Annotated in this window: 27 protein-coding genes and 4 tRNA genes; 17 read left to right on the plus strand and 14 right to left on the minus strand. The window is 38.9% G+C overall.

Features of this window, described 5'->3' with window-relative positions; all coding sequences use genetic code 11:
* Nucleotides 1-354 precede the first annotated feature (354 nt).
* From QZ289_RS02245 to QZ289_RS02255, 3 genes are read right to left on the minus strand one after another with little or no spacing between them, the layout of a single operon-like run.
* Entirely contained in the window at nt 355-714 is a 360-nt protein-coding gene (locus QZ289_RS02245; RefSeq protein ID WP_295698746.1) for a dihydroneopterin aldolase, read from the minus strand.
* On the minus strand, nt 711-1,385 hold the full coding sequence (gene plsY / locus QZ289_RS02250) for a glycerol-3-phosphate 1-O-acyltransferase PlsY (protein WP_295698747.1): 675 nt from the start codon (nt 1,383-1,385) through the stop codon (nt 711-713). Before plsY ends, QZ289_RS02245 begins: the two co-directional genes overlap by 4 nt.
* A 42-nt stretch (nt 1,386-1,427) precedes the next feature.
* Nucleotides 1,428-1,757, minus strand: a complete 330-nt coding sequence (locus QZ289_RS02255) for a rhodanese-like domain-containing protein (protein WP_295698749.1) — start codon at nt 1,755-1,757, stop codon at nt 1,428-1,430.
* A 362-nt stretch (nt 1,758-2,119) separates the two neighbouring features.
* Here QZ289_RS02255 and QZ289_RS02260 point away from each other — a divergent pair, with 362 nt between their 5' ends.
* The 9 genes from QZ289_RS02260 to QZ289_RS02300 are packed head-to-tail and all read left to right on the plus strand — an operon-like array spanning nt 2,120 to nt 10,709.
* Nucleotides 2,120-2,497 carry a chemotaxis response regulator CheY gene (locus QZ289_RS02260; RefSeq protein WP_295698751.1) on the plus strand — a complete coding sequence of 126 codons (378 nt, stop codon included), beginning with the start codon at nt 2,120-2,122 and terminating at the stop codon, nt 2,495-2,497.
* 11 nt (nt 2,498-2,508) lie between these two features.
* Nucleotides 2,509-3,474: a 50S ribosomal protein L11 methyltransferase gene (locus tag QZ289_RS02265; RefSeq protein WP_295698752.1), complete on the plus strand. Its 966-nt coding sequence runs from the start codon at nt 2,509-2,511 to the stop codon at nt 3,472-3,474.
* 16 nt (nt 3,475-3,490) lie between these two features.
* A complete protein-coding gene (gene ftsH, locus QZ289_RS02270) occupies nt 3,491-5,392 on the plus strand; it encodes an ATP-dependent zinc metalloprotease FtsH (RefSeq protein ID WP_295698754.1) in 1,902 nt (633 codons plus the stop codon).
* Between the two features lie 9 nt (nt 5,393-5,401).
* On the plus strand, nt 5,402-6,037 hold the full coding sequence (locus QZ289_RS02275; protein WP_295698756.1) for a phosphatidylserine decarboxylase: 636 nt from the start codon (nt 5,402-5,404) through the stop codon (nt 6,035-6,037).
* Complete coding sequence (gene pssA, locus QZ289_RS02280; RefSeq protein ID WP_295698758.1) at nt 6,027-6,755, plus strand: CDP-diacylglycerol--serine O-phosphatidyltransferase; 729 nt, start codon at nt 6,027-6,029, stop codon at nt 6,753-6,755. Before QZ289_RS02275 ends, pssA begins: the two co-directional genes overlap by 11 nt.
* Before the next feature lie 60 nt (nt 6,756-6,815).
* Nucleotides 6,816-7,781: a chemotaxis protein gene (locus QZ289_RS02285; RefSeq protein ID WP_295698760.1), complete on the plus strand. Its 966-nt coding sequence runs from the start codon at nt 6,816-6,818 to the stop codon at nt 7,779-7,781.
* 1 nt (nt 7,782) lies between these two features.
* A complete protein-coding gene (nspC, locus tag QZ289_RS02290) occupies nt 7,783-9,000 on the plus strand; it encodes a carboxynorspermidine decarboxylase (RefSeq protein WP_295698955.1) in 1,218 nt (405 codons plus the stop codon).
* Nucleotides 9,001-9,003: 3 nt separating this feature from the next.
* Nucleotides 9,004-9,987, plus strand: a complete 984-nt coding sequence (locus QZ289_RS02295) for a tRNA-dihydrouridine synthase (protein ID WP_295698958.1) — start codon at nt 9,004-9,006, stop codon at nt 9,985-9,987.
* Entirely contained in the window at nt 9,987-10,709 is a 723-nt protein-coding gene (locus tag QZ289_RS02300; protein ID WP_295698761.1) for a tetratricopeptide repeat protein, read from the plus strand. Before QZ289_RS02295 ends, QZ289_RS02300 begins: the two co-directional genes overlap by 1 nt.
* A 23-nt stretch (nt 10,710-10,732) precedes the next feature.
* Here QZ289_RS02300 and QZ289_RS02305 read toward each other — a convergent pair whose 3' ends face one another.
* Nucleotides 10,733-11,770: a cytochrome-c peroxidase gene (locus QZ289_RS02305; protein ID WP_295698763.1), complete on the minus strand. Its 1,038-nt coding sequence runs from the start codon at nt 11,768-11,770 to the stop codon at nt 10,733-10,735.
* Between the two features lie 268 nt (nt 11,771-12,038).
* On the opposite strand from QZ289_RS02305, the gene rpsU reads away from it, so the two are divergent.
* The gene (gene rpsU / locus QZ289_RS02310; RefSeq protein WP_295698765.1) at nt 12,039-12,251 is read left to right on the plus strand and encodes a 30S ribosomal protein S21; all 213 of its coding nucleotides are present in this window, start codon (nt 12,039-12,041) and stop codon (nt 12,249-12,251) included.
* A gap of 353 nt (nt 12,252-12,604) precedes the next feature.
* On the opposite strand, the gene QZ289_RS02315 is transcribed toward rpsU, so the two are convergent.
* The 5 genes from QZ289_RS02315 to QZ289_RS02335 form a co-directional block, all read right to left on the minus strand.
* Nucleotides 12,605-12,681 (minus strand) — tRNA-Asp (locus tag QZ289_RS02315).
* A 53-nt stretch (nt 12,682-12,734) separates the two neighbouring features.
* Nucleotides 12,735-12,810 (minus strand) — tRNA-Val (locus tag QZ289_RS02320).
* 37 nt (nt 12,811-12,847) lie between these two features.
* Nucleotides 12,848-12,922 (minus strand) — tRNA-Glu (locus QZ289_RS02325).
* A 14-nt stretch (nt 12,923-12,936) separates the two neighbouring features.
* Nucleotides 12,937-13,012 (minus strand) — tRNA-Lys (locus QZ289_RS02330).
* 98 nt (nt 13,013-13,110) lie between these two features.
* Complete coding sequence (locus QZ289_RS02335; RefSeq protein WP_295698767.1) at nt 13,111-13,629, minus strand: CinA family protein; 519 nt, start codon at nt 13,627-13,629, stop codon at nt 13,111-13,113.
* Between the two features lie 111 nt (nt 13,630-13,740).
* Between QZ289_RS02335 and ppk2 the strand changes: the two genes are divergently transcribed.
* Nucleotides 13,741-14,769: a polyphosphate kinase 2 gene (gene ppk2, locus QZ289_RS02340; RefSeq protein ID WP_295698769.1), complete on the plus strand. Its 1,029-nt coding sequence runs from the start codon at nt 13,741-13,743 to the stop codon at nt 14,767-14,769.
* Between the two features lie 332 nt (nt 14,770-15,101).
* Nucleotides 15,102-15,656, plus strand: coding sequence for a hypothetical protein (locus tag QZ289_RS02345; protein ID WP_295698771.1), 555 nt, complete (start codon nt 15,102-15,104; stop codon nt 15,654-15,656).
* 85 nt (nt 15,657-15,741) lie between these two features.
* Here the strand turns inward: QZ289_RS02345 and QZ289_RS02350 are convergent, their stop codons facing one another.
* Nucleotides 15,742-15,957: a hypothetical protein gene (locus QZ289_RS02350; protein ID WP_295698773.1), complete on the minus strand. Its 216-nt coding sequence runs from the start codon at nt 15,955-15,957 to the stop codon at nt 15,742-15,744.
* Nucleotides 15,958-15,984: 27 nt separating this feature from the next.
* Here QZ289_RS02350 and QZ289_RS02355 point away from each other — a divergent pair, with 27 nt between their 5' ends.
* The 5 genes from QZ289_RS02355 to QZ289_RS02375 all read left to right on the plus strand — a co-directional run bounded on the left by QZ289_RS02355 (nt 15,985) and on the right by QZ289_RS02375 (nt 20,802).
* Entirely contained in the window at nt 15,985-16,119 is a 135-nt protein-coding gene (locus QZ289_RS02355) for a hypothetical protein (protein WP_295698774.1), read from the plus strand.
* Nucleotides 16,097-16,474 carry a helix-turn-helix transcriptional regulator gene (locus QZ289_RS02360; RefSeq protein WP_295698776.1) on the plus strand — a complete coding sequence of 126 codons (378 nt, stop codon included), beginning with the start codon at nt 16,097-16,099 and terminating at the stop codon, nt 16,472-16,474. Before QZ289_RS02355 ends, QZ289_RS02360 begins: the two co-directional genes overlap by 23 nt.
* Nucleotides 16,475-16,814: 340 nt before the next feature.
* The gene (locus QZ289_RS02365; RefSeq protein WP_295698778.1) at nt 16,815-17,144 is read left to right on the plus strand and encodes a hypothetical protein; all 330 of its coding nucleotides are present in this window, start codon (nt 16,815-16,817) and stop codon (nt 17,142-17,144) included.
* 187 nt (nt 17,145-17,331) lie between these two features.
* Nucleotides 17,332-19,137, plus strand: coding sequence for a phosphoethanolamine transferase (locus QZ289_RS02370; RefSeq protein ID WP_295698780.1), 1,806 nt, complete (start codon nt 17,332-17,334; stop codon nt 19,135-19,137).
* Nucleotides 19,138-19,734: 597 nt separating this feature from the next.
* A complete protein-coding gene (locus tag QZ289_RS02375; protein WP_295698782.1) occupies nt 19,735-20,802 on the plus strand; it encodes a glycosyltransferase in 1,068 nt (355 codons plus the stop codon).
* A gap of 43 nt (nt 20,803-20,845) precedes the next feature.
* Here the strand turns inward: QZ289_RS02375 and QZ289_RS02380 are convergent, their stop codons facing one another.
* The 4 genes from QZ289_RS02380 to QZ289_RS02395 form a co-directional block, all read right to left on the minus strand.
* Nucleotides 20,846-22,420, minus strand: coding sequence for a glycosyltransferase (locus tag QZ289_RS02380; RefSeq protein WP_295698784.1), 1,575 nt, complete (start codon nt 22,418-22,420; stop codon nt 20,846-20,848).
* A gap of 120 nt (nt 22,421-22,540) precedes the next feature.
* Nucleotides 22,541-24,337: a glutamine--fructose-6-phosphate transaminase (isomerizing) gene (gene glmS / locus QZ289_RS02385; protein WP_295698786.1), complete on the minus strand. Its 1,797-nt coding sequence runs from the start codon at nt 24,335-24,337 to the stop codon at nt 22,541-22,543.
* A 219-nt stretch (nt 24,338-24,556) separates the two neighbouring features.
* The gene (gene pdxA, locus QZ289_RS02390; RefSeq protein ID WP_295698787.1) at nt 24,557-25,483 is read right to left on the minus strand and encodes a 4-hydroxythreonine-4-phosphate dehydrogenase; all 927 of its coding nucleotides are present in this window, start codon (nt 25,481-25,483) and stop codon (nt 24,557-24,559) included.
* Nucleotides 25,471-26,274, minus strand: a complete 804-nt coding sequence (locus tag QZ289_RS02395) for a pyridoxine 5'-phosphate synthase (RefSeq protein ID WP_295698788.1) — start codon at nt 26,272-26,274, stop codon at nt 25,471-25,473. The genes pdxA and QZ289_RS02395 overlap by 13 nt, the downstream gene beginning before the upstream one ends.
* Nucleotides 26,275-26,294: the final 20 nt, after the last annotated feature.

Genomic DNA, 26,294 nt, shown 5'->3' on the forward strand with positions numbered 1-26,294 from the left:
GAATCTTACACGCATCGCAATGATTCTGTATTGTCTTTTCTTTTTGCAATCGTGTTTGCCGCCAAAGGTGGCGATTCCAAGTATTCAAAGTGATATAAAAGCATTGCCAAAGCGATAGCTTCGTGCGGGTAGGGATTGATTTATGTTGCAAAAAAGTTTATGCCTATTCATAATAGCAAATTTGCCCTTGCACCACATAGCTGGAAGCAGCCTTTGCAAAGTCTATATGCCCTCTACAATAGAGAGACAAGATACTGCCCTTCACGCTCATTACACCACGTATTGGCGAGATAACGCCACTATGTGAAGATATAGCAACTACGCGTTAGTAAGAAGATGTCTTTTGCTAGAATCTTAATGCGAGCAAGAATCTTTAAAATGTCGTGTGATACTTGCTCCCACAATGCAAGAGTCTAAGATATTGGGCTTTTTGATACAGAGTGTAAGAGTGCAAATCGCTGGAAATTGCGTTTTGAGTTTTTGAGTAATGTCAATAAGAGCAGATTCCAAAAGCTCATAAGTCCCATTCTGTAAGTATTGTTGTATGCTTTCGCATATATGCGCGTAATCAAGAAATGCTTGCGCTGGACTATACATATAAGTAATATCAGCTTCGATAATAAGCTTTTGCGGAGTGTACCGCTCAAATGGTAGCACCCCAATAATCGCCTCACAAGTGAGATTCTCAATATACAGAGTAATGCTTTCCTTCACAATACTTTGCTTTCCTGCCCACTAAAAAGTCGCCTGATATTAGGAATATGCGTATAGAGGATAAGTAATCCTATAAGCACTACAGGCGTATGCGTGTGAATCTGCGCGGTAATAGAAATGCTATCTGGCAAAGGCAGAACATAAGGTAGCACAAAGGTAAGTATAATACCGCTTAACACACCTACAAGCGATGAAATAGAAGAGATTTTAAAGACCTTGCCTACAACCCCCCAAATAATGAGACCACATATACCTTCAAGAGGAATAAGGAGTAAAACAGAACCAATTGCTGTAGCCACGCCCTTGCCACCCTTGAATCCTAAAAATGGGCTATAGCAATGCCCTAAAATGGCTAAAAGCGCGATAGTCCATTGCGTTTCATAGCTCAAACCCAGCATTTTAGCAATAGCCACCACAATTAAACCCTTTGTCGCATCAAACACAATAGTAAGAATGGAAAAAATCTTAGCTTTTTTTTCATCTCTTTCTTTTAGGGCTCGATAGACATTAGTCGCCCCTATACTGCCCGAACCAGACTGACGAATGTCGGTTTTGTAAAATATTTTAAGCAAAAGCCAACCAAATGGAATCCCTCCAATAAAAAAAGCAAGGAGATAAAATATCACATTGATATTTGAAAGGATATACAGCAAACTAGACAAAACACTCATTACATTCCTTTGTATGTGATAATAAAAACGCAGATTATAACATTATTTGGCGATGAGTTGAAGTTTTGTATTTGTAAGTGTGCTAAACTCATCATCATAGAAATATACATTCTCTAAGCCTTCCCCTATAAGCTCTGTACCTAAGATACTTGCAGTATGCCCTGAATAGCATACAAGCACACATTTTTTATCTGGATTGTTTTTTATAAAAAAATAAATATCATAGGGGTTATTGAGATGGTAAGAATCTTTGATATGACACAATTTGTAATCTTCCTCATAGCGCATATCAATAATACAAAAACTTTCATCTAAATCTTTTGCATAAAGGGGTGTGGCAAGACTAAGATTGTTTTTTCCTTGCAGTTTCATAGACATTCCTTTAATTTTAGATTTGATACTATTGTATCGCAGATACGATAATGACATTTTCATTAAATTATTCAACCATAGATTTAAAGATATAAGTAGGCTATTTTCAGTCTCTAGATTTGCATAAAATGCTGATTATATAGAATCAAAGTTTGAGCAAAACAAAAAATAAGATTCTCAATTCATTTAATTCACAAGTTAAAGTATATCTTTACTTAAATAATATTTTGTCGTCGTATTCTTGATGAAATCTAAGCTAAAATCCATATTTTTTGAAAAAAAATACAAGGATTAATCTAACTTGTTTAAAAGATATGCTAAAATTGCAATTTTCTAGACTAGCCATTAAAGAAGGAGACAATTTGAAACTGCTGGTTGTTGATGATAGCTCTACAATGAGAAGGATTATAAAAAATACCCTACAACGTTTAGGATATGAAGATATTTTAGAAGCTGAACACGGCGTAGAGGCGTGGCAGATTATGGATAGCACTGAAGGCATTCAAGTGCTTATTACCGACTGGAATATGCCTGAAATGAATGGTTTAGATTTAGTAAAAAAAGTTCGTTCCGATGAGCGATACACATCTATCCCCATCATTATGGTTACCACTGAAGGAGGCAAGGCGGAGGTGATTACCGCGCTTAAAGCAGGAGTGAATAACTATATCGTTAAGCCATTTACGCCTCAAGTATTGAAAGAAAAATTAGAAGTTGTGCTAGGTGTCAATGAGGACTAGGCTTCCACTTTATGCAAGGGCTGGATAAACAAACATATTGGGAGATTATTATCCACCCAAGTGGCTTTGTAGAGCAATTTGCCGATTTTATACTTCAAAAAACTTCTTATGCTATTGAATACCTTGATATAACCCCATCAAATCCTTTTGCGATTATTTATAATGATGATTCTTGGAAAAGCATAGGTTTTGATATACAAAAAGCTAAACAAAGCACGCAACCCACACAAATTATTAGTCGCATAGGTAGAGATGATATTGATTTGCCCACATTTATAGAATCTCTACGGGATTTTGCCCTTTGGCTTACAGATATACATAATGAACGGATAGGATTTTACTATCATATTGAGGAGAAGCAAAACTGCGATTGGATAGCAGCCTATAAAGATTCGATTACGCCTGTGCAATGCGGGAGATTCTATATCCGCCCTTTATGGAGAGAATCTTCCCACAAGCAAGGCAAAAATGATAAAGAAATCATCATTAGTCCTGCCCTTGCCTTTGGCTCTGGACATCACGCAAGCACTGCTATGTGCCTTGAATTGCTAGGCGAAATAGATTTACAAAATAAAACATTGCTTGATGTGGGCTGTGGAAGTGGTATTTTAAGCATTGGTGCTTGTAAGCTTGGTGCAGAAGTCTATGCCTGCGATACTGATGAATGCGCTATTGAGGAAAGTCGTAAAAACGCTACATTAAATCAAGTCAATTTTAAGAAACTTTGGCAAGGTAGCATTGCTCAATCACCCTTAGATACACCTATGCAATATGATGTCATAATGGCAAATATCGTCCCCTTTGTTCTCAATCTTTTACACGATGATTTGAAGGCAAAATGTAGAAAAAATGGGCTTTTGATACTTTCAGGGATACTTGATGAATATAAATTTGATATAATAAAATCTTTTAATGATTTTAATGTGCTAGAAACTCGCTGTAAAGATGAGTGGGTAGCCTTGAAATTAACTTTATGATAATAAAAGGGACAATATGGAAAATCCTAATGATAAAAAACCGCCATTTAAGCAGAATCCTTTTCTTACATTTGCTATTTTTGTAATTCTAGCTTTGCTTTTGTTTAAGCTATTTTCCCCTAGTGGAGGAGATTCACTCACGGATAGATTTTTGGGAGGGAGCGTTACAAAAGAGATTACATATAATGAATTAAAAGAGCTTATCTCAAGGGGTGAAATTGCCTCTGTAAGTATTGGACAGACATATATTAAGGCATATTCGGCTAGTAGCTCTCCGCGGATTCTCTACACGACAAAAAAAGTAGCTGACTTGGGGCTTGTACCTTTGCTTGATGAAAAGAAAATCGAGTATAGTGGCTTTAGTGAGGGAAGCTTCTTGGGCGATTTAGTAAATATGCTCCTACCTATTTTCATTATCATTGCGTTGTGGATGTTCCTTACTGCACGTATGCAAAAGAGTATGGGTGGGGGAATCTTTGGTATGGGAAATGCAAAAAAGCTCGTCAATGCTGAAAAGCCCAATGTCCGCTTTGATGATATGGCAGGTAATGCGGAAGCAAAAGAAGAGGTTGTAGAGATTGTAGATTTCTTAAAATACCCTGAACGCTATGCGGCTGTGGGAGCAAAGATTCCACGAGGGGTGCTTTTAGTAGGACCTCCTGGAACGGGTAAAACACTCCTTGCTAAAGCCGTAGCAGGAGAGGCTAATGTGCCATTTTTCTCTATGAGTGGGAGTAGCTTTATTGAAATGTTTGTGGGCTTAGGCGCTAGTCGCGTGAGAGATTTGTTTGAAATGGCGAAAAAGGATGCACCAAGCATTATTTTTATTGACGAAATCGATGCGATTGGGAAAAGCCGTGCAGCAGGAAGTATGGTAGGTGGCAATGATGAGAGAGAGCAAACGCTCAATCAACTTTTGGCAGAAATGGACGGATTTGGTTCTGAATCTGCTCCGGTTATTGTATTAGCCGCTACAAACCGCCCAGAGATTCTAGACCCTGCATTGTTACGCCCGGGGAGATTTGATAGGCAAGTGCTTGTGGATAAGCCTGATTTTGAAGGGCGTTTGGAGATTCTCAAGGTGCATATTAAAAATGTAGCTTTGGCTCGTGATGTAGATTTACACGAGATTGCTAAATTCACAGCTGGGCTTGCCGGAGCAGATTTAGCAAATATTATCAATGAGGCAGCACTTTTAGCAGGGAGAGAAAATAAAAAAGAAGTAAGCCAGAAACATCTTAAAGAAGCAGTCGAGCGGGGTATTGCAGGATTAGAGAAAAAGTCTCGTCGCATTTCTCCTAAAGAGAAAAAGATTGTTGCTTACCACGAGAGCGGGCACGCTGTGGTTTCAGAGATGACAAAAGGTGCAGATAGAGTAAATAAAGTATCTATTATCCCGCGTGGTATGGCAGCACTTGGATACACATTGCACACGCCTGAAGAAAATCGCTACCTTATGCAAAAACACGAGCTAATGGCAGAGGTCGATGTGCTTTTAGGCGGACGTGCAGCTGAGGATGTCTTCTTGGGAGAGATTTCCACAGGAGCGAGCAATGACTTAGAGCGAGCTACAGGCATTCTAAAATCTATGATTAGCTATTATGGTATGACTGATGTAAGTGGGCTTATGGTGCTTGAAAAGCAACGCAATACTTTCCTTGGTGGTGGTGGAGCGCAGAGAGAATTTAGTGAGCAACTCGCACAAGAAATTGATACCCATATCAAAAATACGCTTGATGAACGTTATAATCACGTAAAGAAACTTTTAAGCGATTATAAAGAAGCGATTGAAAATATGGTAACCGAACTTTTTGACAAAGAAGTAATTGATGGTGCGCGTGTGCGAGAGATTATACAGGAATATGAGGCAGAGCATAATTTACCAACTCGCCTTATCCCTATTGAGGAAGAAGCTTAAGGAGACATTATGACAACCACACAAATCATTGCAAAACAAGGCTGGATAGGTGCATTAGTATTGCTTGGAGCATTTTTGCTTACACTATGGTTTGATTGGAATCTATGTGCTTTTGTGTTATTTGTCCTCCTTGTGCTGTGGCTTATTATGTTTCGCAATCCAGAGAGAATCCCAAATATTAACGAAAGCAATGCTTTTACCTCCCCCGTCGATGGGATTATAAGAGATATTCAATCCATTGAAGGAGAAATAAACATTCTTATTGAAACTCGCTTCATTGATGTGGGTGTAATACGCGCTCCATACGATGTAGTCAAAGGAGAATGTCAGCAAAAAAGGGGATTAAGCCTTACGTGCTGCGCTAAAGATAAAACAAATCTGCTCAATGCCTCTATGTCGTTTCAAAGCTTGGAGGACAGAAAATTCACTCTAGATTTTTATCCTATTTTTTTCTCATCACATCATATTTTTGCTTCTAGCGATTTAAATGTAGGTGAGCGCATAGGCTTTATGAAAGCTGGTATGACACGCATTAACATTCCTCAACAAAAAGGGCTAAATGCCGCAGAAGTAGAACTTAAGGTAAGCATAGGTGATAGAGTAAAGGCATTACAAAGCGTTATAGGGTATTTTTATGAAGTTTAACCCACTTTTTATTCTGCCTAATCTCTTTACTGCTGGAAGTATTTTTTTAGGCATATTAAGCGTTGTCTATGCATCAAAAGCAAATTTTGAGATGGCTTGCTGGCTGATTTTACTCTCAATGATCTTAGATGGGCTTGATGGAAGAGTAGCACGACTTACTAATACTGCGAGTAAATTTGGTGTAGAGTTTGACTCTCTTGCTGATGTGGTAGCATTTGGTGTAGCCCCAGCTTTTTTACTCTATTTTTATATAGGTATAGACTATGGACGTTTAGGCACGAGCATTCCTGCATTATTTGTTATATTTGGAGCTGTGCGTTTAGCACGTTTTAATATCACTTCAATCTCTGAACCAAACTTTTTTATCGGTTTGCCTATTCCTTCGGCAGCTGTGATTGTGATGTTATGGATACTTGTTGATTTAAAATATGATTTCATTAAAACATACCATTATGAATATTTAATGCTAGGGGGAAGCTTTATTGTAAGTATTCTTATGGTGAGCAATATCCGTTATCCAAGTTTTAAAAAAATACAATGGAATTTTAAGTCATTTATTGCTGTTATTTTGCTGCTTGGCATTATCTATATTAGCCCGCAAGAAACTTTATGTGTGTTGATGAGTAGCTATGTCATCTATGGTATTGTGCGGTGGATTATTATTGTAATTAAAATGCGCTTTCATACAAAATCTAACCAAAGAAGCAACGGTGCATAAACTTATATTTAGTGATTTTGTGTTAAACTAAGCTATTTTTAGAATCTTAAAGGGGTGAATATGTCCAAAACGAGTATGGCAAAAATTGACCAAGTAACAAGTCTTCACAAAAATAATGAGTTACAACTCCTTTGCTTTCGTTTAGAAAAAGGCAAAGATTTATATGCTGTGAATGTATTTAAGATTCGTGAAGTGATTAAATATAATGGTGCATTGACCGTTGTTACACACGAGAATAATAGTCTCGTAGAAGGGCTTATCACCATTCGTGAATTAACTATTCCACTTATTGATATGCGTAAATGGTTTTTCTATGATACTTACAATAAGGGCAAAGATTTGCGTAATTGTGGAGTGAAAAGAGAACCCGGAGAAGAAGACATTATTATGATCTGTGAATTTTCACGTTGGACTATTGGTGTAAGAATCTATGAAGCAGATAGAATCCTTAATAAAAAATGGACAGAGATAGAGCAAGGTGTGGGTGTAGGCGGTGGCGGACATAATGGCAAGCTTGTAAGCCGCACACGATATTTTGATGGACGTCTCGTGCAAGTAGTGGATATTGAAAAAATGCTACTTGATGTATTTCCGTGGATTGAGAAAGACAAAGAAGAGGGCATTGCTAAAATCTCTCAAGTAGAAACAACTAAGAGTATTTTGCTCGCAGATGATAGCCCCACCGTGCTACGCACTATGCAGCTTATCCTTAATAAACTTGGAGTAGTCCATCACGACTTTATCAATGGCAAACATTTGCTTGATTATCTATTTGCCCCTACCACAGATTTAAGCTCAATAGGTATGATTATCACAGACCTTGAAATGCCTGAAGCAAGTGGTTTTGAAGTTATCAAACAAGTTAAAGCTAATCCTGCTACAGCGCATTTGCCCATTGTAGTAAATTCCTCTATGAGTGGAAGTAGCAATGAGGATATGGCGCGCTCACTCAATGCTGATGAGTTTATCTCTAAGTCCAATCCTGTGGAGATTGAAGCCGCAGTGAGACGATTTGCCCTCAAGTAAAATGCGTCTTGCCTCGACACTTTTTCATATTTCTACCCCGGCATACATCCTTGAAGAAGAAAAGCTTAATGCAAACCTTGCCTTATTAGATTCTATCCAAAAGCATAGCGGTGCAAAGATACTCCTCGCACTCAAAGGCTACGCGTTTTGGCGTGTGTTTGATAGGCTTAAAAATACATTAAGCGGTAGCACTGCGAGTGGGCTATACGAGGCGCAATTAGGCTATGAGCAAATAGGAGGGAGAGAGCAAGGTAAAGATATATGCGTGTTTTCCCCTGCCTATAAGCATAAAGAAATGGAACAGATTCTGCAATATGCCACACATATTATTTTCAACTCCTTTGCGCAATGGCAGAGCTTTAAACCCCTTATTGATACAAAAAATCAACTCCTTCAAGCACAAAATCTCCCTCCTATTGAAGTGGGTTTGCGTGTAAATCCTCTGTATAGCGAGGTAGAGCCACCTATTTATAATCCCTGCATTAAAGGCTCACGTCTAGGTATCACACCTCAAGCATTTGAGCGGGGTGTGGCAGAGCATGGATTAGAAGGTATTAGTGGGCTACATTTTCATACACATTGTGAGCAAGATAGCAGTGCATTAAAGCGGACATTGCCACATTTTGAAAGGCATTTTCAACGCTATATAGAGGGTAAAAAATGGATTAATTTTGGCGGGGGACATCATATCACACGCGAAGACTATAATTGTGATTTGCTTATATCGCTTATCAAGGATTTTAAGGCAAAATATCATACAGAAGTGTTTTTAGAACCCGGCGAAGCGGTGGGTTGGAATGTAGGATTCTTACTAGGTGAAGTCATAGACATCGTGCAAAATGAAATGTCTATTGCCATACTTGATGTGAGCGCCGCAGCACATATGCCTGATTGCCTTGAAATGCCTTATCGCCCCAATGTAACAAAGCTATCTCATCAAAATGGCTTTGAAGCCGATAAAGGCGTGGAGGTAGGAGCATATCGCTATCGTTTTGGGGGTCCTACTTGCCTTGCAGGTGATGTGATAGGGGATTATAGCTTTGATACGTCCTTATGTGTAGGCGATAGAGTGATTTTTGAAGATATGCTCCATTATACTATTGTGAAAAACAATACCTTTAATGGAGTGCCTTTACCCTCGCTTGGCGTGATTAATCCACAAGGCGCATACACGCTTCTTAAAAGCTTTGATTATATGGACTACAAGCAGAGAAATTAAATGATAGAGTTTAAGAATCTTTTGATGTTAGCCCCTCTTGCAGGATACACGGATTTACCTTTCCGCAGTGTGATTAAAGGCTTTGGCGTGGATATTACGGTAAGTGAGATGATAAGCTCTCACGCCCTTGTGTATAGTAATGCAAGAACTCTTAAAATGATTGAAAAATCTGCAGAGGAGCAGCCTTATAGCGTGCAGATTTCTGGCTCAAAAATAGAGGTTGTAAAAAAAGCAGTGGAGATTCTCAATACTCAAAGTGGCATTGATATTATTGACTTAAATTGTGGCTGTCCCGCTCCAAAAGTAGCCAATCACGGCAATGGAAGCGGATTGCTTAAGAATTTAAACTTGCTTGTAAAAATAGCAAATCTTATCAAAGAGAGTGCTAAAACGCCCTACACAAGCCTTAAACTGCGGCTAGGCTTTGATAAAAAGATTCCCAATGAAATTGCCCAAGCGCTCAAAGATATATCCGCTGATTTTGTAGTGATACACGGACGCACACGAGCAGATGGGTATAAAAAAGAGCGGATTGATTATGATGCTATCGCGCATATTAAGCAAAATGTGCCTATGCCTGTGATAGCTAATGGTGAGATTGATAGCGCACAAAAAGCACAAGAGGTGCTTGCCCACACAGGCGCAAATGGTGTGATGATAGGTAGAGCCGCGCTTACTACGCCTTGGATATTTTGGCAGATTAAGCATAGCACGCAGGAGATTCCCCCCATTGTCAAAAAAGAGCTTGTTTTGGAGCATTTTGAAAAAATGATACAATTCTATGGGGAACGTGGGGCGATTATGTTTCGTAAGAATCTTCACGCGTATGCTAAGGGACACGAGGGCGCAAGTGAGTTTCGCCATCTTGTCAATAGCCTGAGTGATGTAGATGTGATAAGGGCTGAGATTGAGCAGTTTTTTTCACATCATCAAATGGTATCGCAGGATTTCCCCCAACTTATCCATCTCAACAAAAGGACAAGTTAATGAAAAGTATTTTTCAATGCTGCCTTTTAATGCTTATGGTGGCGACAAATGTTTGGACAGAGGAAAAAGAAATGCAAGAAAGTCCATTGCTCGAGCAGATACGTAGTGCTGATGCTGAATTTTATCAAGGCGTGGTAATGTGGGTAAAAAATGGCGATGAGGCAAGTAAGTTCCTTAAAAATGCTTGTGATAAGAAGCACCCCGGAGCGTGTTTATATCTAGGCAACTATTATGAAATTAAATCTCAAAATAGTAAAAATGCTCAAAACGAACTTAAACAATCACAACGATATTATCAATTAGGCTATGAAAATAGTATAGAAGCGTGTAGAGAGGGCGCAATAGAATGGTGTGCTATACAGGCGGTGGCTCTTATTGATGGGCGAGGTGTGCCAAAAGATGTGCAAAAAGGCTTAGAGTATTTAGACATTATGTGTGAGCGTGATATGGAAAATGCGTGTTTTATGCTCGGCTCATATTATTTTTATGGAATAAATACCAAAAAAGACTTATCAAAGGCACAAGTTTTTAACCATAAAGCATTAGAGCTAGATTCTAAAGCTTGCGATGAGCAAAGATTATATGCATGTGTAATGAGTGCAGAAATCTATCAACAAGGTTTAAGTGTGCAGATGGATTTATCAAAGGCAAAGGATTTTTACCATCGGGCGTGTAAGCTAGAAAATCAATTTGCTTGTGATTATGTGAATAAATTGAAGTAGGCAGCCCTTGCGGGCTATGCTTTTTAGTAAAGTTCAGGCTTTGGTGTTTGCTCATTTGATGCAGGAAGTTGGGGGTAAACCACTTCAGGTTTTTTACCTGTGAGTGAGTGTAGGAATGCTTCAATACTTTTGGCTTCTTGATCGGTGATAGCAATGCCAAGCTGGATACTTCCCATTTCCTTAATTGCATCTTTAAGCGACCAAATCGCACCATTGTGGAAATATGGAGCAGTTTCAGCTACATTCCTTAGAGTAGGTGCTTTTACCATACCATTTTGATCTCCTTTAAAACCTCCAAGTTTCGCAAATTTATATTTTGCTGCCACTTCAAAAGGCTGCATTGAGCCGCCAAGATTCACTCCAGTATGGCAAGCGGTGCAACCCTTATCAATAAAAAGCTTCAATCCTGCTTGCGCCTCCTTACTTAAAGCCTTCTCATCACCCTCTAAAAACTTATCAAAAGGAGAAGGCGTAATCAATGTGCGCTCAAAGTTAGCAATCGCATCAGCAATATTTTCAAAACTTACTTTTCCATAAGTCTTTTTAAACGCATTCACATATTCAGGTAATGAAGCAATCTTCTTGACCGCAAGATTTGCTGGTGTTGCCATTTCTACTTCATTTTCAATAGGACCTTTGGCTTGTTCAATCAAATTTCCTGCGCGCCCATCCCAAAATTGTATCGTATTAAATACAGAGTTATATACAGTTGGGGAATTTAAATGCTGATGATTTGGACTCCATTTATGCCCTACAGCAGCGGCAATCCCATCAGCACCACCTAATCCTAGATTATGGCAAGTATTACAAGAGATAAGACCACTTTTTGAAAGTCGTGGATCAAAATAGAGTTTTTTTCCAAGCTCTGCTTTTGCTTCACTAAAGGCACTTGATTTAACATTATTTTCTTTAAGAAATTTATCTATTTCTTTTTGATTCTTTGGCAAGGGTGCTAATCCTGCACTTTTTGCTTCTTCAATTAATGTCTTGGCATACAATGCCGGAACAGATACGAGCATCAAAGAAGATGCCATAAGCAACTTAAGTAGTGTAACTTTCATCTTAAAATCCTTTAAATGTTGTTTTGGGCTGCAAAAATAAAATTTTTGTGCTTAAAATTATAGATAAAAATTATTAAATAGATATAAAAAATTATTAGTGTATCTGTATTATTATTTTTACAAAATTATGAGATTCTAAATCTCTTATGAGCAATACAGCTTCACATAAGATTTTAAAGTCAAATCAAAAACGTATCTTTTAAGGTTTTTTAAACAAAATTCTAAGTAAAATACCGCCCTACATTATTTAAAGAAAGCAGGTGAAATTATGCCCGGTATCAAAGTAAGAGAAAGCGAAACTTTTGAAGAAGCTTACAGAAAGTTCAAAAAACAGACTGACCGCAATTTAGTAGTAACAGAAGTGCGTGCCCGTAGATTTTTTGAATCAAAAACAGAAAAGCGCAAAAAGCAAAAGATTAACGCGAAGAAAAAAATGCTTAAAAGGCTTTATATGCTTCGCCGCTATGAGTCTAAGCTCTAAACAATCTCTACTAGCAATGCAGCCTTTGTATTGCTAGATACACTCCCCCCCCCCCTTACCCCACCCTAACAAAATAACGCACAATTAGTTTCAAACTAATTGTTTTAGAGGTAATAGAATCTCTAGCCTATTATGTCTTTGTTTCTATAACTGGAGGGGCTTAAATGTGCAAGTGTAGCTTATCCTACCTCTTATTCCCCTCCTTAAAAAAGAAACAAAAGAATCGAGTGTTGAGTTTACTTAATGGGTAAAGCAAAACCCATAGAAACTGAAAGCCTTTTTGGGAGAATATTTTAAATCCATATAAGGAAATTTTATAAAGGTGCTAGGGCTTGATACATTTGTTTATGGGGTGGCGGAGCGGACGGGGCTCGAACCCGCGACCCCCTGCGTGACAGGCAGGTATTCTAACCGGCTGAACTACCGCTCCACAATTATAGAATCTACAACCCGCGATATTGTTTAAGCGGATTATCACAATAGTGGTGGTCGCTACAAGGCTCGAACTTGTGACATCCACCTTGTAAGGGTGGCGCTCTACCAACTGAGCTAAGCGACCATTAGTATAAAGAGAACAGAAAGCATCAAAACAAAAGTGGTGACCCCTAGGGGATTCGAACCCCTGTAGCCACCGTGAAAGGGTGGTATCCTAACCGTTAGATGAAGGAGCCACTTTTATTTATCGTGGTGACCCGTGTTGGATTCGAACCAACGGCCCATTCCTTAAAAGGGAATTGCTCTACCAACTGAGCTAACGGGTCATATTTGTTTTGCCTTATCTAACTTTTACAAACAAAAAATAGTAATGTGAAAACTTGACAAAAAAAGAGTGCAATTATAGTGAGTTTGCTCTTTTTTGTCAAGCCTTAAGCAATGCTATTAACATCTCAAGCGCTTTTGTACAGCTCTGAGATTGCACTGCGTATCTATCGCCATCAAATTGATAGCGCATTACCACAGCCTCACTGCCCTTTATCTGTGCACCGATAAATACACAACCCACAGGTTTTTGCGCACTTCCTCCACTTGGACCAGCAATACCGCTTGTAGCCAATGCTACATCTGCTCCACTTTGTGTAAGAATCCCCGCACACATCGCTCGCACTACAGGCTCACTTACTGCTCCATATATTTGCAAATCTTCTTGGTTCACACCAAGCCAAGAAGATTTGATTGTATTCGCATAGCTTATGATCGCCCCATCAAGCACATTTGATGCCCCACTAAGTGCGGTAAAATGATAGCTTAAAAGTCCTCCTGTGCAGCTCTCTGCGATACCAATCTTATATCCTTTGGCGCATAAAAGATATAGAGATTCCTCTGCTAGTGCCGCCTTTAGGCATATTTGTATGGTAAAATCGCTATCTTTTGGCTTCATTTGGTAACTCCTTGAGAGTAAATCTTACTTTTTGCTTCATTTTTTTTATAAAAAATACTACACTATCTCATCTTAAAATAAATATTCAAAACATCATAAAGGAGGTGGATTATGGGAAAGCAAGAAAAGCAGATTGTCATTAGACCTGAAAATGAGGCGAACATAAAAGATGTCTATAAGCGTAAAAATGGGTGTATGAAAGAGGATTTTTATATCCACGAGCTCACAAAGTTACAAATTGAACTCTTAAAGTTGCAAAATTGGGTAAAAGCTACTAATCAAAAAGTTGCCATTATTATGGAAGGGCGAGATGCAGCTGGTAAAGGCGGCACGATAAAAGCCCTAACAAGCCGTATGAATCCGCGGAGCTGCAGAATTGTTGCTCTGCCTAAGCCCACAGAGGCAGAAAAAACAGAGTGGTATTTTAAACGTTATATCAGCACCTTACCTAGTGGTGGGGAAATTGTCTTTTATGATAGAAGCTGGTATAACCGCGCAGGTGTAGAAAAAGTAATGGGCTTTTGCACCCAGGAGCAATACAAAGAATTTATTACACAGGTATCAAATCTTGAGCAAATGCTTATTTCAAGCGGAATGATTATCTTTAAATACTTCCTTGATGTGGGGAGAGAAGAGCAAAAACGTAGAATTTTGCGCCGCAAAACTGACCCGCTTAGAATGTGGAAACTTAGCCCTATTGATAGCAAATCTTTAGATTTATGGGAGCAATACACAGAAGCGTTTGAGAAGATGTTTGCGCGCACACATACGCACGTTTGCCCTTGGACGATTGTTAATACCAATGACAAAAAACGCGCTCGTCTTAATGTCGCACGTGATATTCTAAGCAAAATTGACTATGAGGGCAAAGACCAAACAAGTGTATGCCTTTTGCCTGATCCTAGCATTGTATGGACATATTCTCAATATCAATCCACCCATCTTGATCCTACAAAAGAGATTCAAAAACAGCTTGAAGAGCGCAAAAAAGCCAAACGTGCAGAAAAAAAGGCACAAAAAGCTGCCAAAGAAAGTACAACAAAAGACAAAAAGTCAAAACCTAGCACACCCACAATCAGGGCTAAACCTACAACACCAGAAGAAACGCTTGCCAAAAAAGCCAAAAGCACACAAAATTAAACTACAAAACTTCCCTTAAGCCTTTATTAATATGAGGCTTACCTCCGCACTTCAGTAATCAAGCATAAATACTCTAAAGATTAACATTATCTTGCATTATCCCAAAAACATTTTGCCACCTTTATGAAGATAACTCCCTACTCTCTATCACCACTTACTGCATACCTTACAATGCGCAAAATTCAAGCATTTGAACATATCTCTACCAACTCATTTTATGCCTAAAAAGAAAAATATAATGTAATTAATATCTTCATATCAATACATAATATTATATTCTCAGGTTTTAATTGCTACAATTTATACAGCAATATAGAGCAAAAGGATTAATAATGTGTCCAAGGCTTTTATCTTTTATACTCTTTACGTTAATCAGTATCGCTTATACAAGGGATTGGGGCTATCATACAAATATAACACCATCTATTGATCAATTCACAATTTTATATAAAAATGATTCCAAAAGGCTTATTGGCAATAAACCCTCAATACAACTCAATTTCAATAACGCAAGCAATGCAAAGTTTAAAAACACCAACCACACCTTAGTGCAGCTTTATCTCCATACACCATTTAACCCACATATAAAAGAGCTATCTCTTCCTCCAGAAACTCATCTTTTTGACAAGGATAATCCAAAGCGGCTTCCTATGCTTACAGTGCTCTTTAAAGAGAGAAAAGAAAAATTTCTCCTAGAACACATCACACAAAACATTCCTAATAAAATCAATGAGCCTAAGGCTCTTACAGAACTTAATATCACCGATCTTATCCTTAATAGACACGGATACCATACATTTAGTGGTTGGCTTATGGAATCATATGGAGATGATATTTTGGTGCTAAAGACACCATTACAAGCCTCTAAAAAACGCCTAAAAAAATAAATCCTAGAATCTATCTCTTTATCCTCCCTACACTACATATATAGAGCAGTATCTCTTCACAAGACTTTCAGGGCGAAACCACACTCTAAGCGAAGCACACATACAACGTAAATATGCGCCATCTTTCGCCTGTGCTTGAAGCCACATTAGCACAATATACATAGAATCTTTGTGGGATACCCACTGCCCTCTCACACAAGCCAAGCACTACAAAGCTTTTTAGCACATCTTCAGCAAGTGTGATGGAATCTACTTGTGCTAATATGCAATCTACCCTATCTAATAGCATCTTGTTATGCATCTTATTCCACACGTAAGGTGTCAAAGTATGTGTATTAGGGAAAAGCAAATCATAGGCATTGGTATATACTCGCTCTTTTTACTCCATAAATACGTCGATTTAGAATCTCAAATATTTCAAACCTGCAATAGAGAGTGCAATGAAAGTCATAGACAGAATTAATGAATTACTTAAAGAGCAAAATCTTAGAAAAAAAGAGCTTGCTAATCGCTTCATTGATTTAGGTGTGCGTGCGAGTAAAACAGGTGAGACACCTACGATTTCTAGCATTTATGCCTATCTTAATGGCAATATTGAACTCAAAGCAGATATGATACCCTTCATCGCTGAAGCCTTAAATGTAAGTGAGCAGGAGCTTTTTAGCAACGCAGATTCTCTAAGGATCTTACGCAAAATCTATGCGCGTAATCCACTTTATAATAAATATAATCATATTATCGAACTTCTTGAATACATCTCCCCTAAATCCCTTGAAACCCTCGAAAAAACGCTTCTTGGCTACAAGCAAAAACACTAGAGCTTAGTCACATTATCGAAAAGATATAAAATCTCTTAGCACACTACCTTTCTTATATCTACCTACAATCACCCAATGCAAAATAAGCCGCACATCAATCACAAGCAAAATCAAACATATAAAGCCACTCTTTAGAAACTCATCAAAGTAATTGTGTAGATCTCAATTATCAAATGTATATCTTTACAAGGATATGCTAAGGGCAGAATGCTAAAATTTTAGTTATTTTTTACAATCTGTTGCAAGAGAGAAAAATGCTAAGATATACGAGAGGTTAGGACATATTTTTAGCTCTCAAAATGAGGGTGATGTAAATGTAGATGGGAGTGATGTAAAAGCTGTGCTAGATGACGGGCAAGGTGCGACACTTTTTGGCTTTGGTGAGGGCACGGGTGATAACGCAGCCATTGAGGCAATGCGTATGGCAATAGAATCTAGTAAATGTATTATGCAAGGGGCTAAAGGTGTGTTAATAAGCTTTGAAACGCACTCTGATTGCCCGATGAATACACTTAATGACGCAATGGAAATGGTGCATTTATCAGTTGATGAAAATGCAAATGTGCTAATGGGAATGAACACACGTGATAATATTCCAGCAGATTATGTGAGTGTTATTATCTTGGCAAAACATCAGCCTTTATCTTTCACATATACAAAACAGATTTAGTTTTTAGGATTTATCCGGGTAAAACACCGCCTTAAATTTAAAAAGCGATTAGTATAGCCTCATTTATATCTAAAAGCTCTTTTATATTGATTAATTAACTCGCCTTTTTGTTTGTTTGGCTACAATCTATCTTAATCGCTTTGCCTTATTTGTGCTATGGAAATAAAATCATTATTTGGAGACTCTAATGAAGCTTTTAGATAATCTCACACTTTTAAGAATCTGCATTATTTTAATCCTACTTAATACCATTATTTTGCTTGGCTCGCAATATTATGTCTATACCAAACATTGGGATTTATACTGGTTTAGCTCGTTTTTTTATCGCGAGTTATTACTTTGTGTGAGCTATTTTTGCATCTTTTGGATTCTCTCTTTGCTTCCGCATTCTCTTGGCAAAACAATAGCTTGGATTATATTTAGCATAAGCCTTGTGTGCTTTATTATTGATGTATTTTTACTCTATACATTTGATACTAATCTCAATTCCTATCTTGTCATTGTCGCATTAGAAACTAATCCGCAGGAGAGCGCGGAATTTCTCCATAACTATGTGAGTGTAGGGCTATGTGTGCTGTATGTGTGTTTCACTCTTGTGTGTGCTGTGCTATGGCGGTGTATTAAGCCTATTCAACAAACGCGTAGGAGGATAAAGGGCATTCTTATATGGCTTATTGTAAGCATTGGAATCCTCCTTAGTATGGCACTTACACACACAAAGCCACTCAATGAAGATTGGCACGATATGCTCTATAACTACACCAGACAGATTTACCGCGCCCTGCATAGCACCTATACCTTTATGGAGGAATACAAAACCCTCAATGCCAAGTTTGAATCCCTCTCTGCACAACTCCAAGTCAAAAAAGCAAAAAATCATATAGAAAATATCGTGCTCGTCATAGGAGAATCCACCCAAAGAAACAAACTTAGCCTTTATGGTTATCCATTGCCTACTACACCATTATTAAATACTCTAAAAACAAATAATCCTAAGAATCTCCTTATTTTTAATGATGTTATCTCCCCTCACGCTCAAACTCACGAATCCCTCTCCCTCTCCCTTACCCTAGCTAATCAAGATTCACAAGGAATCCCTACTACAAACACAAAAGCAAAGCAGACAATAAAACCTTGGTATGAATCTCTTAATATCATCGATGCTTTCAAACTAGGAGGCTATCATACTTTTAGTATTTCTAATCAAGAGCCCGTATCTCTCTTTGGTAATGCTGCAGCAAGTATCCTTAAACGCGCCAATGAAGTGGAATTTGTGAATATCAATGACAAAATGAGCACGACTAAGTTTGATGAGAGCATTTTAGAATTGCTTGATGAGAGCTTGAAGCAGCCAGCCTATGCAGACTCTAAGCAGCATTTTTATGCCCTGCATTTGATGGGCAATCACGCAAAATATTATAATCGCTATCCGCTTGAGTTTGCGCATTTCACCCAGCAGGATATGCTTTGCACGCAGCATAATAGCGGAGATTCTATCAGTGGTGGCAGCATAGAGGAGAATATGCACTATGATAATGCCACGCTTTATGGCGATTTTATCTTAAGTGAAATCATTAAGCGATTTGCTACGAGTGATAGCCTTGTGCTATATTTTAGCGATCACGGCGAGGAAGTGTATGATTTTAGAAATTTTATCGGGCATAGTGATTCTAAAATCTCTCGTTTTATGGTGGAAATTCCCTTTATCATCTATGTGAGCGATACCTTTATACAAAAGCACCCAGCATTATATAAAAGACTGCAAAAAGCACAGAATCAACGCTATATGAGCGATGATTTGATCCACACATTGCTTGATATAGCAGGTATCACATTGAAAGGCTATGAGCCTCAAAGGAGCATAATAAGTAGCAATAAGACATTTTTAAACAAAAGAGCGCGTAAAGTGGGAGCAAAAGACAATGTCAAAGATTATGATAAGGATTTAAAATCCCAGCAAAGCTATATAGAACAAGGGCTATGCAGACAATAGCAGGGCTTTAAGGTTATGTAATGAGCTCAAAATATGGGTTTTATAAGTTGATTTCTATCCGCTTTCTCGCTTAGCTATCGTGATGCAAAACATCTGGAAAAAAGAGGGCAGTTTCGAGGATATACCTCTCACCTCCGCCGATGTTGCAAGTGTGGATAGGGTGAGGCTCTCTCCCTGATTGCAAAAAGATGTAATCCTGTAAAGGTAAAAAGCGGAGGCTTTATTCTTTTTTGGGCTAGGGAGAGGGAAACCTTTTTTGTCCTTACAGGATTTCATCTTTTTGCAATAAATAAAGAATCTAAAAGTATTAAGATAAAAATATCTTTTGAGATACTAAATATCAAGCAAAACCTATCAATTTCACTCCCTTATTACAAACGCTAAAAACGCAAAATCAATAAGTCAAAAGAAACACCCCAAAAGCTTTGAGGCATAAAAGATTGAAGCCTTTTGCTTAGCATAATCTTTTTTTAAATATTGATATTTTATGATGTGGCTTTATTTTATCTTAAGGAGCGCAGGTATGAAAATACTCATTTGTAATCTAGGCATTGGCGGGGGCGGAGCAGAGAGAGTGCTTATAGACTTTCTATCCTATTGGCTAAGAGAAAGTCAAATGGGGGGGGGGATATAAACCCTAAAAGCGATATAGATTTATTCTTAATTGAAAAGAAAAAGCAAGATACGTATCTGCATTGGTGTGAGGAACATCTCCACAAAGTTTTTACATTTCCCCATATTTTTGGCAAAGTGCGATTCTTAAATAAATTTTGGAAAAGACGTGTGCTACGCAATCCTACATTAATTAATTATTTCATCAAAGAACAATATGATGTCAATATCGGCTTTTTGGAGGGTATCAGCACGATATATATTTCTCAAAAGCAAGGCGGCAAAAAGATAGGCTATATTCACATTGCCCTAAATGAAATGAGAGAGGGCAAACGCGATAAAGCCGAGCTTGAGGCATATCTCAGGCTTGATAGCATTATTTGTGTGAGCAATTATGTCAAAGATTCCCTCCTTAAGCTTTATCCTCAGCTTTCACATAAGCATATCGAGGTGATTTATAATCCCATTGATAAAGATGGCATTATGCAAAAATCTCTCGCGCACGATATTCAAAAGGATAACTTTGTCTTTATGCAAGTAGGGAGACTCACATACCAAAAGGGGCTTATCACACTTTTAGAGGCGAATAAAATCCTGCAAGACAAGGGCTATAACTACGAGATATGGCTGCTTGGTGAGGGTGAGCGATACAAAAAAGAATTAGATTCTATATTAGCGGCTCAAAATGTCAGCAATGTGCGCTTTCTAGGCTTCCATAGCAATCCTTATCCCTTTATGAAAATATGTGATGTGATGGTGCTTGCTTCATATTTTGAGGGCTATGGGTTAGTTTTAGCAGAATCCTGTGTGCTAGGTAAGCCCATCATCGCAAGTGATATTCCCACGAGCAAGGAGATTTTGTATAATGAGAATCTAGGCGAGTGCGGAATGTTCTTTGAGAGTAAAAATGCCTATGCCCTAGCCCAAGTAATGGAAGCGATGTATAATGCAAAGGATACAAGGGAGAAGTTTGCCGCTCAAGCATTGGCACATTCTCAATCTTTTGATGTGGCTAGGAGCATTAAGCAGCTAGAGGGGCTTTTGCAAGGGTAGCGCCCTATAAGTTTTGTGCGCCTTTGTGAATGCTTATAGGCTTTTAATCTTTTTTAAGCCCTAAAGTGCAAAAGCGACTTTTTGCCGCGATAGTTTTAAGATAGATATTGTGATTAGATTCTAGCATTGTGCGGGTGCTTTCAGGGTGATAGAGATGATAGACGATACCAGCAAATTTGAGCCGCCGCAATTCCCCACCATTAAATAAAAATCTCGCCACAAATTCGGAATCTTCCCTCCCCCAGCCCTCAAACGCCTCATTAAAGCCATTTATCGCCACACAATCACTCTTATAAAAGCTCATATTACACCCGCGAATGCCCTTAATAAAGTCTTTTGTATCAAAAAAGCAAGCTCTAATGCGCGAAGTGGCAAATACCATTTGAGAGAGCAAAGCAGAGCGTTTTGCCTTAAATCCCCCATATCTAAAGGCATTCTCAAAGGCATTCTCCGCCTTATTTGTGAGAATCTCCTGTGTGGTTTTCTCATCTAAAATCACGCGAGAGCCTTGCAAAAACACACCTCTTTTAGCATAGCGTAAATGGTCTTTTACAAAATGAGGATTAACTATCATATCGCCATCTAGGATAATGATATACTCGCCACGTGCGGCATTTATAGCGCGATTGCGGATTGCACTTAGGCGGAAGCCTTTATCTGCGTGCCAAATATGCCTTAGAGGGCAGGGGAAATGGGTTTGATAGGATTCTATAAGGGCTTTTGTATCCTCAGTGCTGCCATCATCGGCGATAAGCACTTCAGTAGGCAAGTAGACAAGATGTTTGATAGAATCTAAGACAATTTTGAGGGCTTCTTTAGCGTTATAAGTGGTGACGATAAGCGAGCATAATTGGGGGGGGGGCGTATCTTGTTGCAATTCATAGAGCTTCATATATTTGAAAAAACTCCCCAAACCATTGCAGACACTAATCACAAAGCCCTTATAGCCATACAATATACCCTTGTTGAAAAAATAATTACGAAAGAATGTCCAAAAGCCGTGAATAAGGGCTTTTAATGGGCTTGATTTTTTATGTATATTTTGCTCCGCCCAAAGACTAGAGTATCGCTGTAATTTATCAAGTAAATGCGCGATATTATGATACGCATAGTGCTTTATGCCACTTTGCAAATGCACTTTTTGCGCGTTTTGAGGGATTATCACGCTTTCATGTACAATATTGTCATTAAAGGCTGTGAATCCTTTGTGAAAGAGCCGCCACACATAGTCTGGATACCACCCACACGCCTTAATCCACTCGCCATTGTAAAGATTCTTACGTGGCAAGGCGTAGATACAATGCTCCTGCATAGAATCTTGCATTGATTCTATAATCTCAAAAGTGTGGGATTCTAGCACTTCATCGCTATCAATGCTAAGTATCCAACTATGCTTAGCATAGCTTATAGCTAGGTTTTTCAATGCCCCAAAGCCGATAAACTCGCTTTGATGAATCTGCACATTACTAAATGCTTTTGCAATCTCAAGCGTCCTATCCGTGCTGCCATTATCAAGGAGGATTATATCATCAAAGCCTTGCAGAGATTCTAAGCACTCTTTGAGCGTATATTCAGCGTTTTTGACAAGGATTGTTACACTTATGGGAAGTGGTTTCATTTAAGCAAACTTTAATGTGGGATTGTAAGAGGATATTGTAGCAAAGTTTTATTTACGATGGCTTAGCTAAAATTGTGGCGCAATACTCTTATGCAAGGCTATAAGCGCAAAAATCAAAGGCTATTCTACCGTGACACTTTTAGCTAAATTGCGAGGCATATCCACATCATTGCCTAAACGCACGGCAATTTCTAGCGCAAAGAGTTGCAATGCCACCATCATTACAAAAAATTCCTCCATATAGCTTTGCGTATGTGGAATCAAAATCATATCATCAACACCCTTAATTGCCTCACTACTCACCGCACAAATAGTTGCATCACGCGCACTTAGCTCCTCTACATTGCTCTTAATCTTATCAAAAAGTAGGTGTCTAGGCATAAGCGCGAGGGTGAAAAGCTCTGCATCAGCTAAGGCAATAGGTCCGTGCTTCATTTCTCCACTAGGATAGCCCTCTGCGTGGAGATAGCTAATCTCTTTAAGCTTCAATGCCCCCTCTAACGCAAGAGGATAGAAAATATCGCGTCCAATAAAGAAAAATCCGTGTCCGTGCAAATATCGCTTAGATAAGCGTTTGATATGTTCGTGTATATGAGAATCTACCTCTGTGATTTTTGCTGCATTTATCATTTGGGTAATATGCGATTTTAAGCTATCGGGCGCGATATGCCCACGGAGCTTACCTATATACACGCTTAGAATCCACAGCAACATTATTTGCGTGGCGAAGGCTTTTGTGCTTGCCACGCCCTTTTCAATCCCAGCACGTGTGAGCAAAGAAATATGAGATTCCCTCACAATAGAGCTATTATCGACATTGCAAATAGCAAGGCTTTTTAAGCCATTTTTCTTAGCAAGTTTGAGAGCCTCTAGCGTATCAGCCGTCTCTCCACTTTGAGAAATCACAATAAAAAGCTCATTTTTATTCATTACCGGCTGTGCGTAGCGAAACTCACTTGCAATAAGCACATTTGTTTTGATTTTTGCCAATCGCTCAAAGAGATACTTTGCGCCTAATCCCGCGTGGTAGCTTGTCCCACACGCACAAATGCTAATGCTTGTAATATCATCAAAAAAGTGAGGTTCTATCTCATCAAGGATTATATCCCCCTCACTTACGCGCCCCATCATCGTTTCAAGCAGGACTTTATGCTGTTCATAAATCTCTTTTTCCATAAAGTAGCGATAGCCCTCTTTTTGTGCATAAGACTTCGTGCCTTCCAGCTTTTTAGCCCCTTTAAGTGAGCTAAATGCACCCATTTTCATCACACCCATATCACCATCTTCTAAATACACGACCTTATCCACAAGCCCAATCAAAGGTGCATCAGAGCTTACAAAATAAATTTCCTCTGTATGTGTCGCGCTTTTACCAATGATAAGAGGTGAGCCATTTTTCGCATAGAAAATACAATCAGGGGCTTTTTTAGTAATAAGCAAAATCGCAAACGCCCCCTTAAGCTTGGCAATACTCGCCTCAAAAGCTTTAAGGCAATCAGCCGTATCTTTAAGCTGCTCTTCGAACAAATGCACGATAACTTCTGTATCAGTTTGAGAAAGGAAGCAATGCCCCTTAGATTCTAAATCTTGTTTGATTTCTTGGTAGTTTTCAATGATTCCATTATGCACGACATTGCTAAAGGCAGCGATATGTGGGTGGGCGTTAGCTTCAGTAGGTTTGCCGTGTGTCGCCCAGCGCGTATGCCCAATAGCCACGCCAAAATTGCTAGAGCTAAAATCTTTACATTTTGATTCTAAAGCTTCGATTTTCCCCACAGCACGAAAAGTATATAGTTCATCTTGGCTTAGCACGGCAATCCCCGCACTATCATAGCCACGATATTCTAACTCCTTTAAACCATTAAGAAGGATTTGCTTTTTTTCATTATTGCCAATATAGCCTACGATTCCACACATAAGATTTCCTTTTTAGAGAGTGAGTTACGAAACTTTCCGCATTTTACTATAAAATTATTCATAGCTTTTTACACAAGCACAAATTGCTATAAACAAATCTCTTATCGTGGGAATTATGAATATTAGACTATGCCCTTAGGATTATCTAAGCTAAATGCCTTATAGAATTTGCGAGGGTGGATAAGCATAAAGTAAGAATAAAGGCATAGCAAACTCCATTTAAGCCCTATCTAAAGCATATTTGACTGCGTTAAGATAGCTTTGTAAGCTCACTTTAGAATCTTGCTTATACGCCTTATCATACGCCACGCCGTGATCTACTGAAGTGCGTAAAATAGGGAGATTTAAACTCACATTAATGCTCTCCTCAAAATAAAGTGCCTTTAGGGGAGCTAATCCCACATCGTGATACATACTCACAAAATAGCGGAATCTAGCGCGATTTAAAGGCGAAAAAGCACTATCGGCAGGATATGCACCAAAAAATATCTCCTTGCCTAGCTCCGCATTTGCCTCCTGCACGGCTAGAGTAATGAAACTATCCTCATTACCCATCACGCCCTCGTCGCCACAATGCGGATTAAGCCCCAGCACACAGCAAGTTTCACTCAGTTTCACTGCCCTAGCAAAACGTAATAAAAACTCTTTCACACTCTCCTTATTCACACATTGACTGACTTCATTTAAGGCAATATGGTCGGTAAAAAGTGCGACAAAGAGCGATGGACAGCCTAACATCATAATGCCTTGCGTTTGAAAATATGATGAAAGCGCGTGTGTATGCCCGATATATGTTATTCCTGCCTTTTGCCACGCTTTTTTATGGATAGGGAGCGTTACTAAAGCCTCGCACTCTCCACTTTGAGCAAGTTTCACACCCTGCATAAAGCTCTCATAGCTATATTTTCCGCTTTGTGCGCTTATGCAACTTGGCTCAATCAGATGTTCTAAATGATATGTAAAATCTCCCACACAAGCCATATCCAAAGATACAGGGCATTTTAAAAGTACTCCTGCAGATTCTAACACATCTCTATGCACACAATAGAGCGGCTCACACCATTGTGCAATATATTGATGTGCTTTTAGGGCAATTTCAAGCCCTATGCCATTGACATCACCAATGCTAATGGCTATTTTTGACACATTGCTTCTCTCATCTGTATGATGGCACGTTCGAGCCCTACAAATACTGCCCTTGCGATAATGCTATGCCCGATATTAAGCTCACTGATATGCGGAATAGCCGTAATAGCCCCAACATTTTGATAGTTTAATCCGTGTCCAGCAAAGCAATCCATAGTGCGCACCTCCGCGCTAGAAGTCGCTAGAATCGCACAATGAGCGATATTCTCTAGGCTAATGCGAATTTCATTAAACAGCTCATTTCTAGGGAGATTTATATCTGCGATACAATGATGTGTGTGAGCGAGATTGCTATAAGCCATAAGGTGCAGATTAGCATATCTGCCCGTGTGTAGCTCTACGGCATTTGCCCCTAGCTCACGCGCTAAAAAAATAGATTCTTTTTTTGGGTCGATAAAAAGGGCACTTGCAATCCCTACAGATTCAAAGGCTTTTATACTCTCGCGTATGCTATTATAATGTGCTTCTATATCTAAGCCGCCCTCTGTGGTAATCTCCTCTCTTTTTTCCGGCACAAGCGTAATGCGATGTGGCTTTAAGGCACAAAGATAATCGATAATTTTCTCATCAAGGGCGGATTCTATATTGACAGGCAGGGGGCTTGATTGGACAATGCGCTTCACATCGCTATCGTGAATATGCCGCCTGTCCTCGCGCAAATGTAAGGTGATTTGGTTCGCCCCGGCATTTTTTGCCACAAATACTGCCTCCAGCACATCTGGCTCATAAATTGCCCTTGCCTCGCGCAAAGTAGCGATATGGTCGATATTCACACCTAATTTTACCCTCATAAATGTTCCTTAGATTCTAT

Source organism: uncultured Helicobacter sp. (genome assembly GCF_910577135.1).
GTDB classification, from domain to species: domain Bacteria; phylum Campylobacterota; class Campylobacteria; order Campylobacterales; family Helicobacteraceae; genus Helicobacter_C; species Helicobacter_C mastomyrinus.

Coding starts and splice junctions, on each gene's coding strand:
- ftsH (WP_295698754.1), top strand. CDS start 3,491: ATGGAAAATCCTAATGATAAAAAACCGCCATTTAAGCAGAATCCTTTT.
- nspC (WP_295698955.1), top strand. CDS start 7,783: ATGCGTCTTGCCTCGACACTTTTTCATATTTCTACCCCGGCATACATC.
- QZ289_RS02370 (WP_295698780.1), top strand. CDS start 17,332: ATGAAGCTTTTAGATAATCTCACACTTTTAAGAATCTGCATTATTTTA.
- QZ289_RS02265 (WP_295698752.1), top strand. CDS start 2,509: ATGCAAGGGCTGGATAAACAAACATATTGGGAGATTATTATCCACCCA.
- QZ289_RS02285 (WP_295698760.1), top strand. CDS start 6,816: ATGTCCAAAACGAGTATGGCAAAAATTGACCAAGTAACAAGTCTTCAC.
- QZ289_RS02255 (WP_295698749.1), bottom strand. CDS start 1,757: ATGAAACTGCAAGGAAAAAACAATCTTAGTCTTGCCACACCCCTTTAT.
- QZ289_RS02305 (WP_295698763.1), bottom strand. CDS start 11,770: ATGAAAGTTACACTACTTAAGTTGCTTATGGCATCTTCTTTGATGCTC.
- QZ289_RS02380 (WP_295698784.1), bottom strand. CDS start 22,420: ATGAAACCACTTCCCATAAGTGTAACAATCCTTGTCAAAAACGCTGAA.
- QZ289_RS02345 (WP_295698771.1), top strand. CDS start 15,102: ATGTGTCCAAGGCTTTTATCTTTTATACTCTTTACGTTAATCAGTATC.
- plsY (WP_295698747.1), bottom strand. CDS start 1,385: ATGAGTGTTTTGTCTAGTTTGCTGTATATCCTTTCAAATATCAATGTG.
- QZ289_RS02335 (WP_295698767.1), bottom strand. CDS start 13,629: ATGAAGCCAAAAGATAGCGATTTTACCATACAAATATGCCTAAAGGCG.
- QZ289_RS02300 (WP_295698761.1), top strand. CDS start 9,987: ATGAAAAGTATTTTTCAATGCTGCCTTTTAATGCTTATGGTGGCGACA.
- glmS (WP_295698786.1), bottom strand. CDS start 24,337: ATGTGTGGAATCGTAGGCTATATTGGCAATAATGAAAAAAAGCAAATC.
- pssA (WP_295698758.1), top strand. CDS start 6,027: ATGAAGTTTAACCCACTTTTTATTCTGCCTAATCTCTTTACTGCTGGA.
- QZ289_RS02350 (WP_295698773.1), bottom strand. CDS start 15,957: ATGCATAACAAGATGCTATTAGATAGGGTAGATTGCATATTAGCACAA.
- QZ289_RS02275 (WP_295698756.1), top strand. CDS start 5,402: ATGACAACCACACAAATCATTGCAAAACAAGGCTGGATAGGTGCATTA.
- QZ289_RS02355 (WP_295698774.1), top strand. CDS start 15,985: ATGTGTATTAGGGAAAAGCAAATCATAGGCATTGGTATATACTCGCTC.
- QZ289_RS02360 (WP_295698776.1), top strand. CDS start 16,097: ATGAAAGTCATAGACAGAATTAATGAATTACTTAAAGAGCAAAATCTT.
- ppk2 (WP_295698769.1), top strand. CDS start 13,741: ATGGGAAAGCAAGAAAAGCAGATTGTCATTAGACCTGAAAATGAGGCG.
- rpsU (WP_295698765.1), top strand. CDS start 12,039: ATGCCCGGTATCAAAGTAAGAGAAAGCGAAACTTTTGAAGAAGCTTAC.
- QZ289_RS02395 (WP_295698788.1), bottom strand. CDS start 26,274: ATGAGGGTAAAATTAGGTGTGAATATCGACCATATCGCTACTTTGCGC.